This is a genomic window from Flavobacterium sp. PL02, from assembly GCF_035013205.1.
Taxonomy (GTDB): Bacteria; Bacteroidota; Bacteroidia; order Flavobacteriales; family Flavobacteriaceae; genus Flavobacterium.
The window spans coordinates 1,459,021-1,480,876 of the sequence record NZ_JAYGJP010000001.1 but is presented as its reverse complement, the minus strand read 5'-3'; the positions used below and the strand labels follow the sequence as shown (position 1 = coordinate 1,480,876).

At 32.7% G+C, this 21,856-nt stretch carries 20 protein-coding genes; 12 read left to right on the top strand and 8 right to left on the bottom strand.

Annotated features, from left to right (window positions below):
* Positions 1 to 14: 14 nt before the first annotated feature.
* From SHI72_RS06285 to SHI72_RS06270, 4 genes are all read right to left on the bottom strand, one after another.
* Positions 15 to 938, bottom strand: coding sequence for a type IX secretion system membrane protein PorP/SprF (locus SHI72_RS06285; RefSeq protein WP_323489396.1), 924 nt, complete (start codon positions 936 to 938; stop codon positions 15 to 17).
* Between the two features lie 175 nt (positions 939 to 1,113).
* Positions 1,114 to 2,118, bottom strand: a complete 1,005-nt coding sequence (locus tag SHI72_RS06280; RefSeq protein WP_323489395.1) for an AraC family transcriptional regulator — start codon at positions 2,116 to 2,118, stop codon at positions 1,114 to 1,116.
* On the bottom strand, positions 2,118 to 3,101 hold the full coding sequence (locus SHI72_RS06275) for a helix-turn-helix domain-containing protein (RefSeq protein WP_039114249.1): 984 nt from the start codon (positions 3,099 to 3,101) through the stop codon (positions 2,118 to 2,120). Before SHI72_RS06275 ends, SHI72_RS06280 begins: the two co-directional genes overlap by 1 nt.
* Positions 3,102 to 3,499: 398 nt before the next feature.
* Positions 3,500 to 4,267 carry an AraC family transcriptional regulator gene (locus tag SHI72_RS06270; protein ID WP_039120059.1) on the bottom strand — a complete coding sequence of 256 codons (768 nt, stop codon included), beginning with the start codon at positions 4,265 to 4,267 and terminating at the stop codon, positions 3,500 to 3,502.
* 101 nt (positions 4,268 to 4,368) lie between these two features.
* Here SHI72_RS06270 and SHI72_RS06265 point away from each other — a divergent pair, with 101 nt between their 5' ends.
* Positions 4,369 to 5,511 carry a multidrug effflux MFS transporter gene (locus SHI72_RS06265; protein WP_323489394.1) on the top strand — a complete coding sequence of 381 codons (1,143 nt, stop codon included), beginning with the start codon at positions 4,369 to 4,371 and terminating at the stop codon, positions 5,509 to 5,511.
* Between the two features lie 70 nt (positions 5,512 to 5,581).
* Here the strand turns inward: SHI72_RS06265 and SHI72_RS06260 are convergent, their stop codons facing one another.
* Together SHI72_RS06260 and SHI72_RS06255 are read right to left on the bottom strand one after the other, a co-directional pair.
* On the bottom strand, positions 5,582 to 6,169 hold the full coding sequence (locus SHI72_RS06260; RefSeq protein WP_039114252.1) for a glutathione peroxidase: 588 nt from the start codon (positions 6,167 to 6,169) through the stop codon (positions 5,582 to 5,584).
* Between the two features lie 145 nt (positions 6,170 to 6,314).
* Positions 6,315 to 8,528, bottom strand: coding sequence for a TonB-dependent receptor (locus SHI72_RS06255; protein ID WP_323489393.1), 2,214 nt, complete (start codon positions 8,526 to 8,528; stop codon positions 6,315 to 6,317).
* 583 nt (positions 8,529 to 9,111) lie between these two features.
* On the opposite strand from SHI72_RS06255, the gene SHI72_RS06250 reads away from it, so the two are divergent.
* From SHI72_RS06250 to SHI72_RS06240, 3 genes are all read left to right on the top strand, one after another.
* Positions 9,112 to 9,642: an RNA polymerase sigma factor gene (locus tag SHI72_RS06250; protein ID WP_039114254.1), complete on the top strand. Its 531-nt coding sequence runs from the start codon at positions 9,112 to 9,114 to the stop codon at positions 9,640 to 9,642.
* Entirely contained in the window at positions 9,642 to 10,436 is a 795-nt protein-coding gene (locus SHI72_RS06245) for an anti-sigma factor (protein WP_323489392.1), read from the top strand. The genes SHI72_RS06250 and SHI72_RS06245 overlap by 1 nt, the downstream gene beginning before the upstream one ends.
* 102 nt (positions 10,437 to 10,538) lie before the next feature.
* On the top strand, positions 10,539 to 10,925 hold the full coding sequence (locus SHI72_RS06240; RefSeq protein ID WP_039114256.1) for a DoxX family protein: 387 nt from the start codon (positions 10,539 to 10,541) through the stop codon (positions 10,923 to 10,925).
* Positions 10,926 to 11,145: 220 nt separating this feature from the next.
* Here the strand turns inward: SHI72_RS06240 and SHI72_RS06235 are convergent, their stop codons facing one another.
* A complete protein-coding gene (locus SHI72_RS06235; protein ID WP_323489391.1) occupies positions 11,146 to 11,787 on the bottom strand; it encodes a hypothetical protein in 642 nt (213 codons plus the stop codon).
* A gap of 262 nt (positions 11,788 to 12,049) precedes the next feature.
* Here SHI72_RS06235 and SHI72_RS06230 point away from each other — a divergent pair, with 262 nt between their 5' ends.
* From SHI72_RS06230 to arsB, 4 genes are read left to right on the top strand one after another with little or no spacing between them, the layout of a single operon-like run.
* Complete coding sequence (locus SHI72_RS06230) at positions 12,050 to 12,382, top strand: ArsR/SmtB family transcription factor (RefSeq protein ID WP_039114258.1); 333 nt, start codon at positions 12,050 to 12,052, stop codon at positions 12,380 to 12,382.
* A gap of 19 nt (positions 12,383 to 12,401) precedes the next feature.
* Complete coding sequence (locus tag SHI72_RS06225) at positions 12,402 to 12,887, top strand: DUF6428 family protein (RefSeq protein ID WP_323489390.1); 486 nt, start codon at positions 12,402 to 12,404, stop codon at positions 12,885 to 12,887.
* A gap of 18 nt (positions 12,888 to 12,905) precedes the next feature.
* A complete protein-coding gene (locus SHI72_RS06220) occupies positions 12,906 to 13,526 on the top strand; it encodes a protein-tyrosine-phosphatase (RefSeq protein WP_323489389.1) in 621 nt (206 codons plus the stop codon).
* 1 nt (position 13,527) lies between these two features.
* Positions 13,528 to 14,589 carry an ACR3 family arsenite efflux transporter gene (gene arsB / locus SHI72_RS06215; protein WP_323489388.1) on the top strand — a complete coding sequence of 354 codons (1,062 nt, stop codon included), beginning with the start codon at positions 13,528 to 13,530 and terminating at the stop codon, positions 14,587 to 14,589.
* Between the two features lie 795 nt (positions 14,590 to 15,384).
* Here arsB and ccsA read toward each other — a convergent pair.
* Positions 15,385 to 18,642, bottom strand: a complete 3,258-nt coding sequence (gene ccsA / locus SHI72_RS06210; RefSeq protein ID WP_323489387.1) for a cytochrome c biogenesis protein CcsA — start codon at positions 18,640 to 18,642, stop codon at positions 15,385 to 15,387.
* A gap of 197 nt (positions 18,643 to 18,839) precedes the next feature.
* On the opposite strand from ccsA, the gene SHI72_RS06205 reads away from it, so the two are divergent.
* The 4 genes from SHI72_RS06205 to SHI72_RS06190 all read left to right on the top strand — a co-directional run bounded on the left by SHI72_RS06205 (position 18,840) and on the right by SHI72_RS06190 (position 21,856).
* Complete coding sequence (locus tag SHI72_RS06205) at positions 18,840 to 19,601, top strand: Rossmann-like and DUF2520 domain-containing protein (protein ID WP_039114263.1); 762 nt, start codon at positions 18,840 to 18,842, stop codon at positions 19,599 to 19,601.
* On the top strand, positions 19,585 to 20,112 hold the full coding sequence (locus tag SHI72_RS06200) for a KdsC family phosphatase (RefSeq protein WP_039114264.1): 528 nt from the start codon (positions 19,585 to 19,587) through the stop codon (positions 20,110 to 20,112). Before SHI72_RS06205 ends, SHI72_RS06200 begins: the two co-directional genes overlap by 17 nt.
* A gap of 240 nt (positions 20,113 to 20,352) precedes the next feature.
* Entirely contained in the window at positions 20,353 to 21,279 is a 927-nt protein-coding gene (locus tag SHI72_RS06195) for a geranylgeranylglycerol-phosphate geranylgeranyltransferase (protein WP_323489386.1), read from the top strand.
* Positions 21,272 to 21,856, top strand: a complete 585-nt coding sequence (locus tag SHI72_RS06190) for a Maf-like protein (protein ID WP_323489385.1) — start codon at positions 21,272 to 21,274, stop codon at positions 21,854 to 21,856. Before SHI72_RS06195 ends, SHI72_RS06190 begins: the two co-directional genes overlap by 8 nt.

Genomic DNA, 21,856 nt, shown 5'->3' with positions numbered 1-21,856 from the left:
TAATAAATTGGATCTTAAAAGAATCGGGGAGAAATGATTCTGGTATAATTTTTAAAAAGCTCAAACCGTAGAAAAATCTCATGTGAACCCGAGTTGTAATTTGCCAACTTAGTCGTTTCGGCATCATAAGCATAGCCAATCAACAAACCATCAGATACCTGAAAACCTACCATTGCACTTAAAGCTGCACTCCAGCGATAAGCAACTCCAGCGGTGAATTTATCATCGAATAAAAAATTAGCCGATATATCCACTTGTAAAGGAGCTCCATCAACCATTTTTGTCAATAAGGAGGGTTTGAATTTTAAATTGTAGTCTAAATCGAAAACATATCCTGCCATTAAATAATAGTTTATGCGCTCTTTGGCAACATAGCTATAGGCACTTTTATCAAAATAACTATTCTGTAATATTTTTGGAATCGATAATCCAACATAAAATTTATCTGAGTGTAAATAAACTCCTGCTCCAATATTTGGAGAAAACTTATTATCGATATTATCTTGAAAATTGGGATCTAAAGGATCATAAATATTTAGTTTGGTGTAATCGACATTAAGTAAACCTGCCGTAGCTTTTAACCCAAAAGATAATTTATAGTTAACCGAAGTATTAATTGTATAAGAGAAATCGACCGCAATGTCATTCTCAGTCATTGGTCCTATCTGATCATTGATAACCGATATTCCTAAACCAACATTACTATTGTTAATAGGCGTATTAAAAGATATGACATTGGTAAGCGGAGCGCCATCTAACCCAACCCACTGATTCCTATGCAAACCAAAAATACTCATTACGCCACGTGAACCCGCATAAGCAGGATTTATACTTGTTGTATTGTACATGTATTGTGTGTATTGCGAATCTTGCTGCGCCCAAGCAGCACTATATACCAATAGTGCTACTAGTATTAGCCTTATTCTTTTATTTCCCATTACTAAATAATTTAGAATGCAAAATGACACAAACTTTTTGACACAATATGTTTAAAAAGTAACAGAATAAGACATACTTTGAATATTAAGCAAACAACAAGCATCTAAATATCAAATAAATGCGAATTATTTATTAAACAAAAAGAAGTAGTAAAACAGAGTCGAATAAAAAGATTTAATAAGAGGCTTTAACAAAATCTTCAGAAGGCTTTCTTCCGAATTGCTGAACATATTTTGAAGTAAAATAACTTAGCTTGGTATAATTTAGTTCTTGAGAAATATCCAGCAATGAATCAAACTTGCCGCTTTTAAGAAGCTCACTGGCTAGAATCATTTTTTCTCTTACAAAGAAATTATTCGGGGGACTAATAAACATTTTTTTAAACAAAGACATATATTTTGAAACTGACATTCCTGCCATATCAGCCAAAAATTCAACTCCAACAAACCCTGTATATAAATTATCCAACAAATAATCTTTGGTAGTATTCAAAATTTCCGCCTCTCTTTCTGGTATATGATGAAGCATGGGTGCAAGATTAGAATACCGATCAATAAATGTTGCCAGTAATCTAAGCGCTACTCCTCGTAAATATATTTCAAAAGCAGGATCCAGAAAGGATTTACTTTTAATAGCGTGCATAATGACCTTGCTTTCACTATCTATATGATCATAAAAAAAAAGTGTGTTTTTTCCGCTTTTTATTTTACGCTTATTAACATCTTTTATAGCTCCGTTTACTACCGAAAATTTTAATAAATCCTTAGCAACCAATAATCGCATCGCAAAAACCCTTTCTCCCACAACAGGTTGAAAAACCTTATCAATAGCATTATCAAATACTCCTAAACCTAAATTTGCTTTATATCCTATTTTATGTTTTATCCCCTGAATATGAATTAGATTCATCTCATCGCTAAAATCATAATGAATTATATATAAAGCCTCATCGGATTTAAGTTTTCTTATAAGAATAGTTTCTTTAAATATTAAATCCCAAATTACAACAGATAGTCCAGGAACAACCTCGGTATAGTAAAAACCTCCATCTCCAACTTTTTTAGGCATCTGCAAGAATTTATCATCTATTAACTCTGCTCCAAGTTGCTCAATAAGTTGTTTTACAAGTTGTTTTTGCCATACCGATGTTAAAGTATAAGTGTGACTAATTTCGATCATTATTGCAGTTGTTTAATAAAATCCTTTGGAGACATTCCGAATAATTCCTTGAACTTAGCAGTAAAATAAGAATTGTTGGTAAAATTTAATTCATGTGAAACTTGAGCTATCGTTAATTGTTTTTCATGTAAAAGTCGTTTGGCTTCTAAGAGTTTATTGGTTAAGAAAAAAGAATTAGGAGTCATTCCTGTAATCTTCTTGAATAGGCTTTTATACTTTGATTCGGACATATTTGCCTCTTGCGCCAAGAAATTGATACTTGGAAAGGTGTGATTTAAATTTTCAATTAAATAGGCTTGTGATTTTATGATACTACCCAAATCAATCTCATTGACAGTGTCGACTACAATCTCATCCAGAATCATTTTTTCTATATATTCTGCCAGAAGATTTTGTACCGTACCCCTTAAGTGTAGCTCAAAAGATCCATCCTCAGGCTTCTGAGCCTTTAAATTCATCAAAAGATTATAACTTTCATTAGTCATCCTTGTTAATTTAACTATCGTATTAAGCTCTGGATTAAAAATATCATCTGCATGATCTTTTATAGAAGGATTGTTTTTAAAATACCCTTTTATCACTTCTTTTTTTATAAAAATACAAAGCGAAAGCACCTGACTACCTGATTTAACAAAGTAATCATGATATAAGCTACTGTCTACAAAAGCTAAATTATAATTCCACCTGCCAATAGGACTCGATAAACCATTTGATACAAAAACTGCTTCTCCTTCGGTAAGATTATAATAAACACCTATAAAATCATCTGTTTTATTCTCTTGCCTGTAATGAATGTCTGAATGATACAAAACATCCAGATAAAGTGCTGAGATTCCAAAGTCACAACTTAAAAAATACCTATAACCTGTATGAATATGATCTGGTACCACAATAAAATTACCATCAACCTTTCCTTCAAGTTGATTTGCCAGGGGCTCTACCCAGTCCAACTCTACCCCGTAATGATGTGTGATTTTCTTCATGAATTTTTTACTTAAGCCTTTTACAAAACAAAGTTGGTTTTGCGTTAATTTAATTTCAAAAAACCTCCATATTTAAATGAAAAATCTAATGGATTGTATTTTATTAATCAACTATCGCGGGGCAATGATAGAGTCAATACTACTTAATCTGGTTATTTATCTTCTATTTCTAAAAAACCAGACTGCAAAATGAAACAATATTTTCGGCTCAATATGTTTAAAAAATATCAGATTAAGACATTTTTTAAATGCACTACGTAAATATAAAAATTATTCATACAAGTATTACAATAAAAAAAGAGCCCTTAAAACAAGAGCTCTTAAAGTAATGACCTGATACAACACCTCTTATTCATGAAGAATAAACTTTGTTGATACCCGAAATTATTAAATTAAGGTTATTGAAAATACTTCATTGGTGTTGCTCTTAAATATTTTTTGAAGAATTCGATAAAAGCGCTATCACTTGAAAATTCGAGAGCATAAGCCGTTTCGCCAACATTTTTACCTTCAGCCAGTAATTCAATTGCTTTTTGAAGCCGCCATTGTTGCCTCCATTCCTGATATGACATGCCAGTCTCTTTTAAAAAGATACGACTTACTGTTTTTTCGCTTACAAGAGCATCTATGGCTAATTTTTTTAAAAAAGGTGGTAGCGATTCTCCCAGATTCCAATGCTCTACAAATGGTTTAATTCTTAAATCCTGAGGAACTATTAATGTTAGATTTTCTTTTGCAGCACTATAAAACTCTTCCCAAAAAACAGATAATACATTTTTTTGCAAATCAAAAGGCATATCCCATTCCCAAAAAGAGATTCTTTCTATTATCTCTTTTAATAAATTATTTACATTCAAAATTGTTAATCCTACAGGTATTTCCGGGAACAAAGCGGTATCAAAATATATAGAACGATAAGCCACAACATTTCGGGTAATGACTCTATGTGGAAAATTTGCAGGAAGCCATACTCCCATAGTGGGAGGCAAAATACTTTTTTTGTTTTCACTAATAACTGTAATACAACCACTTGGGGCATATAAAAATTGTGCCTTTTCATGCTGATGCAACCCCGAATCATGATTAGTAAAATCTGATGCAATACCAATAACTGATGCCTCTAAATCATCAGGATTAAAATAACTGTCTTTTAAAATGAATGCCATTTGTCCTTATTTTGATGTTTTTAGTCTTAATGTCGTTAATAAGATACTAAATCATAAAGATACTTTTGCTAAAAATAAAAAATAATTACAATTGAACCACAATGAAAAAGAAACCAACTATAACTATATTGATTGTTTTAATAATGTTTCCTCAATTTGTAGAGACAATTTATAGTCCTGCGCTACCAAGTATAGTCGAGCAATTTGATGTTAGTAATAAAGAAGCTTCCCAAACCATATCAATATATTTTATCGCGTTTGCACTTGGCGTTGTATTTTGGGGCATCCTATCTGATAAAATTGGAAGGCGGAAGTCTATGCTTTCTGGCTTAATCATCTACACAATTGGGTCAATTCTTGCCATATTAGCCAGCAATTTTAATATAATCCTAATTGCCCGAATAATATCAGCTTTTGGAGCAGCAGTTGGTTCTGTAGTAACACAAACTATCCTCAGAGATATTTATGATAAAAAAGAACTTGGTAAAGTATTTTCGATAGTAGGAATCGCACTTTCCATTAGTCCTGTCATTGGGCTTATAACTGGAGGAATAGCTGCTGAAAAATATGGACATATTGGAGTTTTTTCAATTCTCCTGCTACTAGCTTTTATATTGAGCTTAATGTCCTTTAAATTTCTTCCTGAAACAAAAAAAGACTCAGCAAACAAGCTTAACTTCAAAATAACCCTGATTAAGTTACTTAATGATAAATCTATTTGGTTAAACACCTTTTTGGTTAGTGTCTTTAACATAATGTTATTTAGCTATTATTCGCTTACTCCATTTATCTTTGAAAAATTAGGATACAATTCAACTCAGTTTGGATATAGTGGGATTATCTTAGCGATAAGCTCTTTTATAGGTAGTATGATAAATAAAAAACTGATTCATAATAACATTTCTGCTGATCGTCTAATTCTAATTGCGACAATAATTGCATCTTTAGGGAGTTTAGGAGTTCTATTATTACAACATAGTTTATACTTTTTAATACCTATGATGCTAATTATCGTAGCATATGGTCTGGCAATTCCAAATATATTAAGTCAGGCTCTAATTAAATACAAAGATGTTGCAGGTACTGCTGGTGCTTTATTTGGACTAATGTATTATGTTCTAATAGGAATTGGGTTGGCTATTTCTGGATTAGTTCAAAATTTTGGTTTAATACTCATCACATTATCCTTACTTTCTATTTTGTTTGCGATTAAAAATAAGAATCTAAATCACTTAAATAAATAGACTTTTACCCATAAAAAAAAAGCGATTCTCAATAATGAAAATCGCTTTTTTTTTATTTTTTAAATGCTAATTAGCTTTTAATCCAATTGATAATTTCTGGATCAGTTGGCAATGTTTTAGGAGAGATTACTTTTACTAATTCTCCTTTTTCGTTGATTAGGTATTTCTGAAAGTTCCACTCTACTTCTGAATCTTGCACTCCGTTTTTAGATTTTTGAGTTAAGAACTTATATACTTCGTTCATATCATCTCCTTTTACTGAGATTTTGTCCATCATAGGAAAAGTAACGCCGTAATTTTGTTGGCAAAAAGCGCCAATTTCTTCATTTGTACCTGGTTCTTGTGAGGCAAAGTTATTTGCAGGAAACCCAACAATTACAAAACCTTTATCTTTATATTCTTTGTAAATCGCTTCTAAATCCTTGTATTGTGGCGTTAATCCACATTTTGAAGCTGTATTTACAATCATTATCTTTTTCCCTTTTAAAGAAGCAAAATCAAACGGATTTCCTGATAAGTCTTCTACTTTAAACTGATAAATGGTTTGTTTTTCCATGACGTTTTCGCTTTTGCTGTTTTTATTTTTTTTAGTTTGTGCTTGATTCTGACAGCTAAATAAAAACATAACTCCACAGAATAGAAACAATATATTTTTCATAATTAAATTTTTTATAAAATTAATCAAATTTGATTTACCTGATTTCGTTCTTCACTTTATTTTATGATGAACAATTGTTAATTAACCAAAGAAGCCTAACGCTATAAACGTTAGGCTTCTTTAACAAACAAATTAAATTATCTTATTAAAATTTGTATATAATTCTTCCTTTCATAAAAAAGGGAGTTCCTGGCGTAAAATGTATTTCTTCGACACTTTCTGGCTCATTTTTTAATCTCGATTCCGTTGCAAACTGGGTTTCATTCCATGCTGTATTAAATAAATTATCGATTGAAACTCCAAAAGTGAATTTTTTATAATCATAATTCACATTCATATCACATACAAAATAACCTGCTGCAACAATAGAATTATCCTCATTGGCAGGACGATTTTTTAAGTAATGGTAACGTATTCCTCCCGAAAACCCGTTCCATTTATGAAAACTTAATCCTCCTGTTGTCGTAAAATCTGGTGCTAACGGAATATAGTTTTCTCCCTTAGGTTCATCTATACTACGAGCATAGGTATAATTTCCATCAAAATCAAAATACAACCATTGGTTTAATTGGTAACGCAAACCTAAATCTGCTCCCATACGCCTGGTTTTACCGCTTGGCTCAACAATTCCTGCATCACCAACATACACAAACTCTTGTTGTAAATATAAATACCATAAAGCCGAGTTTACGATTAAATTAGGGAATGGTTTCCAGATTGTTCCTAAATCTGCTCCAACAGAAATAGGTAAAATATCTATTCCTTTATTAGCCACTACTACCCTAGTATCATTAGAGTGAAAACCAAAACCCGATTTAAGATAATACTGTAAATTATTGTTTTGAGTATAAATAAAATTAAGCTTAGGCGAAACTCTCACTTTATTCTCTGATTGTGTTTTGTAATCTATCGTTAATTTATCCTGATAATTAAACTTAAAATAATCGACTCTTACAGCTGGGTTTATAATCAGTTTTCCAATGTTTATCTCAGAATTTAAATAAGTAAAAAGATTAGACTCATCGATATCTCCTAACTTAATTTGTTCTAAAACGGTTCTTCTGTTTAGTGTATGCGAAAGTTCAGAATCGGTTGTAGCGTCACTACGAAATCCAACTCCCCATTGAAAACCTAAATCTAATTTATCTGTTTTAACCTTTTTGTTCAATTCGGCATTCATTCCATAAATATTTCTATTTTCTTTTTGCTTAATCTGATCTCCATTTACTGGGTCATTTAAGAAAAAAGTAAAATTAGAATACAATTCAAACTCATAATTGGTATAAAAAGCATTGGCTTTTAAGAATGTGTTTTCGTCAATTATTTTATGAATAGAAGCATTAAAGTTTGTTCTAGATGTGTTTCCTCCTTCTGTATCATCTACAGATCCAAATCTCGAAATTATCCCTTGATCTACCAATCGTTGCGGAATTTGTCCTGATGCATCCCATTTGCTCGAAAAACGTGAGGCTAAAATCGATATTTTGCTATTATCATTAAGTATCGCCGAATATTTACCTAATAAATTTACTCTATTAAAGTTTTGAGGAGAATCAAAAGGGCCATCGGTTATAATATATTCGGTAGCAATATAAGCGCTTTGCTTTTTTTGTTTTCCTAATAAGTCAAATAAACCAACGGTTCTAAAGGTATTAAACTGTCCTACTTCGACACCGATACTACTATTTTCTAGTTTGTCTTTGGTTTTAAAATCAACATATCCTGTTGTTGCAAAATCGCCTTTATTGGCATAATATGCTCCTTTACCAAAATCTATTTTATCTACCGTTTCTGGAATCACAAAATGCAAGTCTGAGTATCCTTGTCCGTGTGCATGCGAAACCATATTTACAGGCATTCCGTCAACTGTAATTGCAATATCAGTTCCGTGATCTATATCAAACCCTCTTAAAAACATTTGCTCGGCTTTTCCTCCTCCAGCATGCTGTCCAATAAATAATCCTGGCACTTTACGTAAAATTTCTTGCGAAGAGTTTACTGGAGTTACCTCCAAATCTATCTTCGAAATCACATTCATAGCTAGTACTTTAGGCTGAATTACAACTTCATCTAATTTAAAACTATCGTCTTCTAGCGCAATTATGATATCTGAGTCAGTTATTGTGTAGGTTGTCTTTTTATATCCCAAAGCGCTAACCTTTAAAACATCTCCAATGGTAGATTTCTCGATACTAAAATTTCCAATTTCGTTAGTATGTGCGTGACTTTCGGATTTTGTATTAAAAATATAGGCATTTTCAATAGTGTTTCCATTTACATCAACCACAATACCTTTTAAAATTTGACTGTAACTTTTTAACCCAAAGGTCATCAGGAGTATTAATAAATATTTTTTCATTGGGGAATTTTATAATCTGAATTATTTTTGCATGCAAGATTTTGAATTGATTATTCTTACATTTTTTTTGGCAAAAATATTCTTTTTATAACTCATCGCCAAGTCGAACTTTAATTTAAAACCTTAAACGACATTAATAACTCAATTTTAAGCGTTTTGTGGTTAAATCTAACTTTTGGTGAATGGAATTTTGAAGTAGAATGCAATTTAATTAGGAAAAGGTTTCCGAATTCGTTCCTTCATCTGCTCTGTAGAAAATGGCAAAATATTATCCCCCATATTTACCATTACTATCCTAAATACATTAGAATGGAAACCTATCCCTGATTAAAAACAAATATTTAAGTCTAAATTATCCCCCATTCAGACCTTCATTATTTTGTATATACGAGATTGGTTTGAGTTTGGTTTTAAAAAAATAAAAAAAAGGTAATATTTTATTTTTCACGTATTTAGGAAGTTTTCTTGTTAGAAATAAATTACAATTTCTTTAAATTTTTGAATTATATTTATACCAACTTTACCAATATTCCCCATTTATAAACTAAAGTTCATGCGTTTATTCACCCTAAATCTATAGAATATGAGTCAAGAAGAGTTATTAGTATTAATTTATAAGAAAGACGAAAAAGCTTTTACACATCTCTACGATATGTATTCCAAAAGTTTATTTGCTGTAATTAATGTTCTTATAAAAAATAGAGAAGAAGCCGAAGATGTGCTTCAGGAAGTATTTGTTAAAATTTGGAAAAACATCGATTCTTACCACGAAAGTAAAGGTCGATTTTATACCTGGATCCTTAATATTGCCAGGAATACATCCATTGATAAACTTCGATCAAAAAATTTCAATAACAGTCAAAAAAACCTTTCTTCAGATAATTTCGTACATCTACTTGACGACAGTAACAAACTCGTCAATAAAATAGATACTATTGGTATTCATGAGTTTGTAAAAAAACTAAAACCTAAATGTATTGCAATAATCGATTTATTATTCTTTAAAGGATATACGCAACAAGAAGCTTCAGAAGAGCTTGCGATGCCTTTGGGAACTATAAAAACGCAAAACAGAAATTGTATTAACGACTTACGAATTTATTTGAAATTATAATGGAAACAAAAGAATATATAGAATCAGGAATTTTAGAGCTTTATGTTTACGGATTACTTACAGAGTCTGAAAGCATAGAAGTAGCCGCAATGGCTAAAAAACATGATGAAATTAATGATGAGATTATTGCGATTGAAAAAGCAATAGTTGCATTGTCTTCAAGTTTTTCTCCTTTTCATTCGGTAGCTAATTTTGAAAAAATTAAAATTAAAGCTAAACTAGAACTTAAACACGGCAAGGTTGTCGATATGAAACCAGCTTCTACTTGGTCTCAATATGTTGGTTGGGCAGCGGCTGTACTCTTCTTATTAGGTTTTGCTTATCAGTATGTGCAACTTACCCAAACAAAACAAGCAATAGAAGTTGTAGGTAGTGAAAAAGATAAATTAAAAAGTGAATATGCACTCTTAGACCAAGAAAGCAAAATCACCGAGAAAAACTTATCGATTGTAAGGGATATAAAAAACACTGGAGTTACACTGGGCGGACAAGCAGTTGCGCCACAATCTTTTGCCAAAGCATATTGGAATAAAGACACTAAAGTAACTTATATTGATGCTGCTGGATTACCAAAACCTCCAAAAGGAAAAGTATATCAGGTTTGGGCTTTAAAATTAAGTCCTGTACTTACTCCTACAAGCATTGGTTTGTTGACTGAATTTGACTCTAACAATCAAAAAATATTCAAGGTAGAAAATACTGGTTATGCCGAAGCTTTTGGAATCACACTCGAACCTGAAGGCGGAAGTCCAAGTCCTACAATGGATCAATTATATACTTTAGGAAAGGTTTAAAAACCAACTTATTATAAAAATTCAAAACGCATATTAAAACAAATTAATATGCGTTTTTTTATTATTTTTAAAATCTAAACTAACCAATAACTAAACCAATTTATGAACAGTACATTAATCTTAAGAGTTGCAGTTGCGATTATCTTACTTACACACAGCGTTTTCGGAATATTCGACAATGGCATTAATAATTTTGGGAATCTCTATTTAAACCAAATTGGGTTTGCTCCTTTTGGTGTATTTCTCGCTTGGTCTATAAAACTATCACACATTGTAGCTGCTGTACTTTTGCTTATCAATAAATACATCAACTTTGCTGCAATCGTTACTATTTTAGTTCTTATTATGGGGATTATTCTGGTTCATTTTCAAGAAGGATGGTTTGTTGTAGGTGGCGGAAGAAACGGAATGGAATATAACTTTTTACTGATTTGCGTTTTACTGGCAATTATGTTTCCAAAAGGATTTTTTGGAGGTTCTGAGAAATAAAGGTTCTGAGGAACTAAGAAGCTAAGGTTCAAAGGTTTTTTAAAGGAGCTAAGGTTTTGAGTTGCAAAGGTTCAAAGGTTGCATAGTTTGCACATAAAATAATCACAATAGCTTTGCGAACTTTGCGTAAAACCTTGTGCCCTTTGCGATTATTTTTTTTACACAAACTATGCAACCTTTGAACCTTTGTCTCTTAGTACCTCAGAACCTTATAAAAAAATCAATCTAAATCTGAAAAACCAAACTCTTCTTCCATCTTCAAAAAGTCTTCTTTGGTTGGAGTTGAAACAAATAAGGGATAATCTTCTGATAAGTTCCCATTATCATCTGTAAAATACCAAATTAGCTTTCTGTCATTTTCATAAATAATCCAGTTATTATGATCTACAACTTTTTGCCAATCTTTAGTGGTTATCTCTTCTATAAATTCTGATAACTCATCCTGATCCATGTCATAAATTGCACCAGAAAACGGATAGCCACCTTCTGCGCATTGTCCGTACATTATCATTTGTAAAAAATCTGAAAGCAATATTTCTTCTGAATTCCATATTGCATTATCTATATTTTGAGTTTGATAAACTAAAGTATCTGTTATATTAACTCCCCAATAACAAACCATTTGGTTTTCTTCTAGAAAAACTAATTTTCCATCTTCATAAAACAAATCTTCGGGTTTTAGAAATCGCTGAAATGAAGACATAAAAATATCCAATTTACCTACGGTAATATAAAACTCTTTCAGTATTACTGGTATTGATTGTCCTAGTTTCGTTTCTGCATTTTCAATTGTTTCTACATCAAATCCGTCATTGTTTGTTAATGAACGCCCTAATAATTTTTCGGCAATTTGTCTTATCATATTTTTTGAATTAATAATATCTATATATTTTTTAGTCTATGAATGATCATTTTAAATCTGTAACAAAAATACTTAATTCAGAATTTATTTCTCCCCCAGAATAACTACTATTATCGCCTAAAATCGATTTAAAGAATACTGTTTTTTATACTCTAATTTTTAAGTCTACTCACATCAAAACAAACCAATTATAATAAATTCTTCTTAATTTTATTTATTTTCTAAAATCTATATCGTAATATTGCAATATAAAAATATAACAATGGGAGCAACTAAATCAGATTTCTTTACAGACAACCAAAACGAACTTGCTATTCTGGCAAAAGCATTGGGTCACCCTGCTAGAATTGCCATTATTGAATACTTACTAAAAGTAAATGCATGCATTTGCGGTGATATCGTAAACGAATTACCTCTATCGCAGCCTACGGTTTCTCAGCATCTTAAAGAGCTTAAAAATGCAGGTTTAATAAAAGGTAATATCGAAGGAAACGCTATTTGCTATTGCATTAACGAATCGGGATTTGAAAAAATTAAAGTCTTTTTCCAACATGTTGAAACGCATTTGGAGAAAAGAAATAATGAATGTTGTTAAATATTAAAAAATAAAAATTATGAAACTTTCAGAAATTAAAAACATCTTAAAAACAGTTGAAGCTATTAATTTTCAGCTTCCAAATGGGACTTTTGTACCCGAATATTTTCACGTAACTGAAGTTGGTTTAATAACCAAGAATTTTATCGATTGTGGCGGGACTGTTCGCAAGGAAACGGTTGTAAACTTTCAACTTTGGGACGCCAATGATTACGAACATAGATTAAAACCTCAAAAACTAGTTCATATCATCGAACTTTCGGAAAAGGTTTTAGTCCCGATAGCTATCGGGATCGAAGATTTTGAAATTGAAGTTGAATATCAAGATACTACTATCGGTAAATATGATTTAGGCTTTAATGGTAAAGATTTTGTTTTACTAAATAAACAAACGGCTTGCTTGGCTCAAGATCAATGCGGAATTCCATCTGAAAAACCAAAAGTTCGTCTTTCGGATATATCAAATCAATCTAGTTCTTGTACTCCGGGCGGTAGTTGTTGCTAATCTCTGAATCTCTTAAATATGAGCATACTATTTCCTGAAATCGAAAACACAATTCGTTCTTTTGATTTTAAATCTATTCCCAATGAACGAAAGAATGCTTTGCTGCCTTTAATCGTTTATATACAAGATAAAGTAAATACGCTACAAGAAACCAGGCTTGTTTTTATTTGTACTCATAATTCAAGAAGAAGTCATCTGGCTCAAGTTTGGGCGCAAACTGCAGCGGTACATTTTGACATAAAAAACGTTTCTAGTTATTCGGGAGGAACTGAAGCCACAGCTTTGTATCCAATGGTAGTAAAAACATTAGAAAAATCTGGTTTTAAAATCGAAGCTATTTCTGAGGGAGAAAACCCTGTTTATTCAATAAAATTTGCATCGAATGAACATCCTGTTATTGGATTTTCTAAACCATTTGACGCTAGTTTCAATCCCGATAGCAAATTTGCGGCTATCATGACATGTTCTCAAGCCGATGGTGATTGCCCATTTATTGCTGGTGCCGAGAAGCGAATTCCGATTACTTATGAAGACCCAAAAGCATTTGATAATACACCTTTACAACTTGAGAAATATCAGGAGCGCAGTTTGCAAATTGCTACCGAAATGTTTTATGTTTTCTCACAAATAAACAAATAATATGTCTGCAAATACTTGCGCCCCTACTATCGAAAGAAAAAAGTTAGGTTTTCTTGATCGTTTTTTAACGCTTTGGATTTTTATTGCCATGGCAACTGGGGTTTCTATTGGTTATTTTGTTCCGTCTAGCGGAGATTTTATCAATTCTTTCTCTAGCGGAACTACCAATATTCCGCTAGCAATTGGTTTAATACTTATGATGTATCCTCCGCTAGCAAAAGTTAAGTATGAACTCATGGGTGAAGTTTTTAAAAACACTCGTGTATTGGGTGCTTCTCTTTTTCTTAACTGGGTTGTAGGTCCTTTTTTAATGTTTGGTTTGGCTTTATTATTCTTAAATGGTTATCCTGAATATATGATTGGCTTGATCTTAATAGGTTTAGCCCGATGTATTGCAATGGTTGTTGTATGGAATGATCTTGCCGATGGAAACCGTGAATATGCTGCTGGATTAATTGCACTAAACAGTATTTTTCAGGTTTTGCTTTATAGCATTTATGCTTGGTTTTTTATTACTGTTTTACCTCCTTACTTTGGATATACGGGTTTTAATGTAAATATCTCCATAGGTCAAATTGCCGAAAGCGTTGGTATTTATTTAGGGATTCCTTTTGCACTTGGTATTGGTAGTCGTTATATTCTTATTAAGCTAAAAGGTATCACTTGGTTTGAGACTAAATATGTGCCTGCTATTTCCCCTATTACATTGATTGCTTTGCTTTTTACCATATTAATAATGTTTAGCCTAAAGGGAGAATTAATTGTACAAATCCCAATGGATGTTATACGAATTGCTATTCCGCTCGTGCTTTATTTTGCAATAATGTTTGTATTTAGCTTTTTTACAGGAAAATATTTTGGCGCCGATTATTCTAAAGCTACTGCAATTGCATTTACAGCTACTGGAAACAATTTTGAACTTGCGATTGCTGTTGCCATTGGGGTTTTCGGAATCAATAGCGGACAAGCTTTTGCTGGCGTAATTGGCCCATTAGTCGAAGTTCCCGCTTTGATTGCTTTGGTTAATGTTGCTTTTTGGTTTAGGAAAAGGTTCTTTTTTTAAGGTTCTTTTTCTTAAAGATACTAAGGCTCTAAGTTGCAAAGGTTCAAAGGTTGCTTAGTTTGTGTATAAATCTTTGTGAGGTTTTCTTTGTGAACTTTGCATAAATCCCTGCACTCTTTGCAGTTAGTTTTACCACAGCATCTCTCAATCTTGTCACCCTGACGAAGGAAGGGTCTCCACTAGTAACTCTACACAGTTTGGAGAGCAACTTACTCTGGTTTTGGACGCGGATTTAACTGATTCGCTTGGGCGAAAACGCGGATAAAAACGGATTTTTTTTAAAAGGTACTAAGGTTCTGAGTTGCAAAGGTTCTAAGGTTGCTTAGTTTGTGTATAAATCCCTGCACTCTTTGCAGTTAGTTTTACCACAGCATCTCTCAATCTTGTCACCCTGACGAAGGAAGGGTCTCCACTAGTAACTCTAAACAGTTTGGAGAGTTATTACTAATCGGTTTGATATCGATGGAGTCCCGTTTCTCAATGACTCTCGCAGATTTAGCTGATTAAGCAGAGTTATATTGATTGCTTTATCATGAAAACGGGTGTCCTAGCCCTGATGGGAGCGGCATCCTTTTTATTTTTTCTTTAAAAATAAAAAGATATAGTGGACAGCAGGAAATAGCTTCTAATTTTAGGAATAAAGATACTAAGTAGCTAAGAGACTAAGTTTTTTTTACCGCAATGAACGCAAGCTTTTACGCAAAGTTCGCAAAGCTGTACTGTTACTAAGAAAAATGCTAAATAAAAAAAGGTTCAACTTTGCAGTTGAACCTTTTTATGTGAATTAATAATCTGTTATTTTTTATAATACTTGCGGTATTTTGGGTATGTCACAGCTCCTATTAAGGTAATTGCTGCTAATGAATACCAAATCCAGTCTAGTGAATGCGCTTCTCCGCTTGCGTATGAATGTAATCCTACTAAGTGGAAGTTTACTCCGTAATATGTAAATAAGATTGAGATAAACGCAAACATACTCATTAGGTTAAATATCCATTTTCCGCGTAGGGCTGGTACAAAGCGAGCGTGAATTACAAATGCGTAAATCATAATACTAATTAATGCCCAAGTTTCTTTTGGATCCCATCCCCAGTAACGTCCCCAACTTTCATTGGCCCATTGTCCTCCAAGGAAGTTTCCTATGGTTAGCATAATCAATCCGATTGTTAATGCCATTTCGTTGATATAGGTAATTTCCTGGATATTTAAATCCATTTTGGCTTTATTGCTCTTATTGGTAAAGAATATTAACACCAACGATACAAATCCTAATATCATTCCTAATGCAAATGGTCCGTAACTAGCAACAATTACTGCTACGTGTATCATTAACCAGTATGAGTTAAGAACTGGCTGTAAATTGGCTATTTCTGGGTCAATCCAGTTCATATACGCTGCCATTAGGATCATTGCTGTTACAAATGCAGATGATGCTACGGTAAGCTTAGATTTTCTGTCAAAAGCCAACCCGAAGAACATTGTTGCCCAGGCTACATATATAATAGACTCGTAAGCATTACTCCATGGTGCGTGTCCTGAAATGTACCAACGTGCTATTAATCCTAATGTATGCAACCCAAATAAGGCTCCAATAATTATATGGAAAACATTAACTGTTATTCTTAATGACTTTTTCTCGAAGAAAATATTCAGAATTGTAAAAATAAGCATCAGGATTGAAGCTGTAATATACCAATACGGAAGCTTTTTAAACACATCGTATTTATTATACAATAACTCTGATGTAATTTTCTCTTCGCTTGGTCGTACTTTGCTTCCAAATTTCTTCTGGAACCCATTAATACTTTCTAGTAACTCATCGGCTTGTTTAAAATCTTTGGTTATCGAAGCGTTGTTTAAAGCAGCAAAATACATTGGTAGTATTTGCTTTACGTACGTTTCGTCCATTCCTTTTAAACCAGCATTACTAATCTCAAGGTATGAAATCCATTTATTGTTTGGATCTTTTGGTATCGGGAAAATCTTAAGCATACTTCCGCTTAAAGCCGATTCCATAAGGTTTACTTTTTTATCGGTTTCGATAAAATCTTTCTCAAATTGATTCGGATTTGCTGCTTTATAAGCCGCATCTAAATAAGGTGATAATTTATAGTTTCCTTTTTCGTCAAAAAACTTAATAAAAGGTGCAAATCCTGCATCTTTATCAACTCCTATAATTTTACGAATACTATCATTTCCTGATTTTATGTATATAATCGGGATCTCTATCCAAACCTGTGCGTATTGTGTCATTGACAAAAATACTTGGTCTGAATTCATTCCGTTATATGTATCGTCATGGCTTACTTTTCTCAATAATTCTGATGAGAAAGTATTAATAGGCTTCATTCTTCCGCCTGCATCCTGAATGATTAAACGTCCAAATTTAGCAGCATGCTCTTTTGGCGCTTTATAGATATTTATTAACGAATCAAGTTGTTTCTGACTTGGTGGTCTTGTTACATGATTTGCATGATTGTTTGGATCTGTGCTTTGTGGTGCATGATCATGTTTATGATCTTTCGCATGGTCATGATTTGGGTCTGTACTATGTGCCGCATGATCGTGGTCATGGTCGTGATCATGTTGTTCTTGTGCAAATCCGTTAAAGCTCAACATTAATACTAAAATAGTAATTAGTTTTGCTTTTTTATTTTTCACCACTTCTAGTTTGCGTTTTAAGTCGGCAAAACGAGAATGTTTGGTAAACATGATTGCCATTAACCCGAAGAATAACATAAAATAACCTAAATAGGTGATATTAGTTCCCCAGAAATCGTGGTTTACAGATAATACTGTTCCTTTTTCGTCTGGATCAAATGAAGATTGAAAGAAGCGGAATCCTCTGTAATCTAATACGTGGTTCATATAAATTCTGGCATCAAATGTTTTACTTGAATCTATAACGGTAACTTTACTTTCGAACGAAGAATAACTTTTCTCGGTTCCTGGATATTTTTGAGCAATAAAATCATTCAGTTTAACCTTAAATGGCAATACGTAAGCTTTACTTCCGTAGAAGAATGTGTAATCGATATTTCCGATTTTAACTGTTTTAAAGTCTCCAATTTTACCTTTAGACCCTAATAAGGTTACTTCTTTTTCTTGTCCTTCGGCTGTTAATTTTACAATTAATGCGTCTTCGTGGGTTTTGGCTTTATAATCATTATTAGATTCATAAGCTATAACTCCTTTTACGGCTGGATCTGGGAAAACAATTCGGATATCGCCAATGCTGTATAATGAACGCATCATTAATGGCTGTACATTATCCTTAGTTACTTTTCCTTTAAGTTTATCGGCCATACGCATAAAATCTCCTTCAAAAGGGGTTTGTATCGTATAGGTTTCGCCTGTTGTATTAATATTGATAGCTCCGTCTGTAGGTTTGTTTAATGCAAACAGAACGTTGTGTATGTTTTGAACTTCTCCGTCTTTAAGAAAATGTTCTTCTCGCCCGCCTTCACCAGCTTCTACTAGTTTTAAATATACGATTCCGCTAGGATCTGGTTTTATAACCTCTTTTGCTCCCATGATAAAATCTTTATACTCAACTTCAAATGGAGTTTCGTTGAATTTACCCGAAATACTAAAATCGTTATCGGCAACTGGAGATAATAGTAAGCTTTTCTCGAAAACACGGCGTTTCATCTCGCCTTTGTACTCTCCATCGGCAAAAATGGTAATGAATGTTTTATCTGAATAGATTTGATTTTCGGCAGCGCCTTCGCGTATTGGCATCATTCCTTCGTAACTAATGTAACGTGTTATGAATGCTCCTAAAAGGATAAATATAAAAGCCAAATGCACCATTAGGGTAGCCCATTTTTCTTTTTTGTGTAATTGATATCTTTTTATGTTTCCGAAGAAGTTAATTAAGAAGAAGACCATTATGACCTCAAACCACCATGCATTGTAAATAAAAATTCTAGCGGTATCGGTATTGTATTTACTTTCGATAAAAGTCCCAACTCCCATTGCAATTGCAAATGTTAAAAAAAGGACAGCCATTAATCGTGTAGAAAACAAAAAGGAGAATATTTTTTTATCCATTATTGAGGAATTACATTTTATAAAGTGGCACAAAAGTACTCAAAAATGTTGATTCAGATATTCGTGGATTTGTTAATAATATCCAAAATAAAGCACTTTAGCAAGCTACAAAGAGCTATTTTTCTTACCAAAAAGAGTTTCTGTACGAACTTACTTTGTAACGAGAGTCCTTTAAAAAAAAATGCTAATTTTGCAATATGATTAAAATAACACTAATTGGCTCGGGAAATGTGTCCCAACATTTAATAAATGCTTTCGCAAAAAGTAGTGCGATTGAACTTATTCAGGTGTATTCCAGAACAAAAAAAGTGATATCTCCTCTACTCGATTCTAGCAAAATTGTAACTGATTTGGCTCTTTTAAAAGAAGCCGATTTGTATATTATTGCTGTTTCTGATGATGCTATTTCTACTATTTCGGAGCAATTACCTTTTAAAAATAAACTGGTTGCTCATACATCAGGAACTGCTCCATTACAAGCAATTAATATAAAAAACCGAAGTGGGGTGTTTTATCCTTTACAAACATTTACAAAAAATAAAGAAGTCAATTTTAAGGAGGTTCCGCTTTGTTTGGAAGCCGAAAACAGAACCGATTATTTAGTACTCGAAAAGCTTGCTAAGATCATTTCGAATGCCGTATATCCTATCAATTCTGAACAAAGAAAAGCATTGCACGTAGCTGCCGTTTTTGTAAATAATTTCACCAATCACCTATACCAAATCGGACAGGAAATTTGCACGGAACATAGCGTTTCTTTCGAAATCCTTAAGCCTTTAATAGCCGAAACAGCTAATAAAATCAATACGCTTCCTCCTATTGATGCTCAAACAGGACCTGCAAAACGTAAAGATGCTACAACAATTAAAGCTCATTTGAGTTATTTATCTGATGAAAATCAAAAAAACATATATACATTACTAACAAAATCTATACAAAATAATGGCAAAAAGTTATAAAGAAATAATGAACGACATCACTACTTTTATTTTTGATGTTGACGGAGTACTTACTGATAGTTCGGTTTTTGTAACCAATGAAGGAGAAATTCTTCGTACGATGAATATTCGTGATGGTTATGCTATGAAAGCGGCTGTAGAAAGTGGGTATAACGTATGTATTATTTCTGGCGGTAGCAATGAAGGTGTACGTGTACGATTACGCAATCTTGGAATTAAAGATATTCATTTAGGAACTCCGGATAAAGTTGAAACTTTTAAAGAATATACCGAATTATACAACATTAATCCTGAGCACGTATTATACATGGGTGATGATATCCCTGATTACCACGTAATGAAACTGGTAGGATTACCTACTTGCCCGCAAGATGCTAGCCCAGAAATAAAAACAATTTGTCGTTATATCTCACACGTAAAAGGCGGAAAAGGTTCTGCACGCGATGTAATAGAACAAGTTATGAAAGTACAAGGGAAATGGATGGAGCATTTTAACGGAAAACACGATTAGTTTAATTGTTAATTGTGAAATGGTAGATAAAAAGATGATAGATGCAAGAAGTAAGACTTAATGCGTGTAGTATATAATATAAATAATCCGTAATTCACGCAATACAAAAAACTTAGAACCTTAGATTCTCGCATAAATACGTACAGCTGTGCGCTTCTACGAGAAACCTTTGTCCCTTTGGATCTCTTATAGACGCACTGCGGTGCACCTCTACAGAAAACCTTTGAACCTTAAAAAAAAATGAAATACCTCAAACTCATTCGCTACCAAAACCTATTAATGCTTGCATTTATGCAAATACTATTTCGTTATGGTTTCTTAAAATTGCAAAATATACCGTTGGCATTAGCCGATTGGCAGTATGGTTTATTGGTTTTAAGCACTGTTTTAATTGCGGCAGCTGGATATGTTATAAATAATATTTTTGATCAGGAAACTGACTTAATTAATAAACCAAGCGATGTTGTAGTTGGCAAAAGCATTTCTGAAACTGCTGCATATAACATATACGTAGCGCTTAATATTACAGGAGTTGCTATTGGGTTTTATTTATCTAATGTAATTATGAGACCAGGTTTTGCAACCCTTTTTATTCTAATTGCTGCCAGTCTTTATTTTTACTCTACAACTTTAAAACAAATCATGATTTTGGGCAATGTTGTTGTTGCCTTAGTATTATCTTTTAGTGTTATAATAATCGGAGTTTTTGATATTTTTCCTGCTACAGACGTCGGCAATAGAGCACAAATGGCGAGTATGTTCTCTATTCTTTTAGATTATGCCATATTTGCTTTTATAATTAATTTTATACGTGAGATTGTAAAAGACATCGAAGATGCAAATGGCGATTATAATCAAGGGATGAAGACATTACCTATCGCAATTGGCACAAGCCGAACTGCCAAAGTAGTTTTTGCGCTTGCAATAATTCCAATCGGTTTATTACTAATTTATATCAATAATTATTTTGTAGCTTATAATCTGTACATCGCTACATTATATGCGTTTGTATTTGTGCTGGCACCACTATTTTACTTTATAGCAAAAATAATCACTGCCAAAACCAATAAAGAGTTTCATCATTTGAGCGCAGTTTTAAAATGGATTTTATTCTTCGGGATCCTGTCTATTTTAATCATCAATCTTAATATTAAATACAATGCTTAAGCAAAAATTAGAAAAATATACTTTAATACTGGCTTCGGGCTCACCTAGACGTCAGCAATTTTTTAAAGACCTGGATCTAGATTTCGAAATTAGATTAAAAGATGTAGAAGAAATCTTTCCTCCAGAATTAAAAGGAAGCGAAATTACCGATTATCTGGCTGAACTTAAAGCAGCAGCTTTTGACGGTCAATTAAAACCAAACGAAATCCTGATTACAAGTGATACAATTGTTTGGCATAATGATAAAGCTTTGGGTAAACCAAAAGACGAAGAAGATGCATTTAATATATTAAAATCATTATCGAATACAACTCATGATGTAATTACTTCTGTTTGTTTTAGGACCAATGAAAAATCGGTTGTTATAAACGAAACTACAAAGGTTACCTTTACAGTATTGAGCGATGAAGCCATTTTATATTATCTCAAAAATTACAAACCATACGATAAAGCTGGCGCATATGGTATTCAGGAATGGATTGGTTTTGTAGGAGTTGCAAAAGTAGAAGGGTCTTATACCAACGTTATGGGGCTTCCTACACACAGAGTTTATGAATATTTAAGTACATTAGATTAA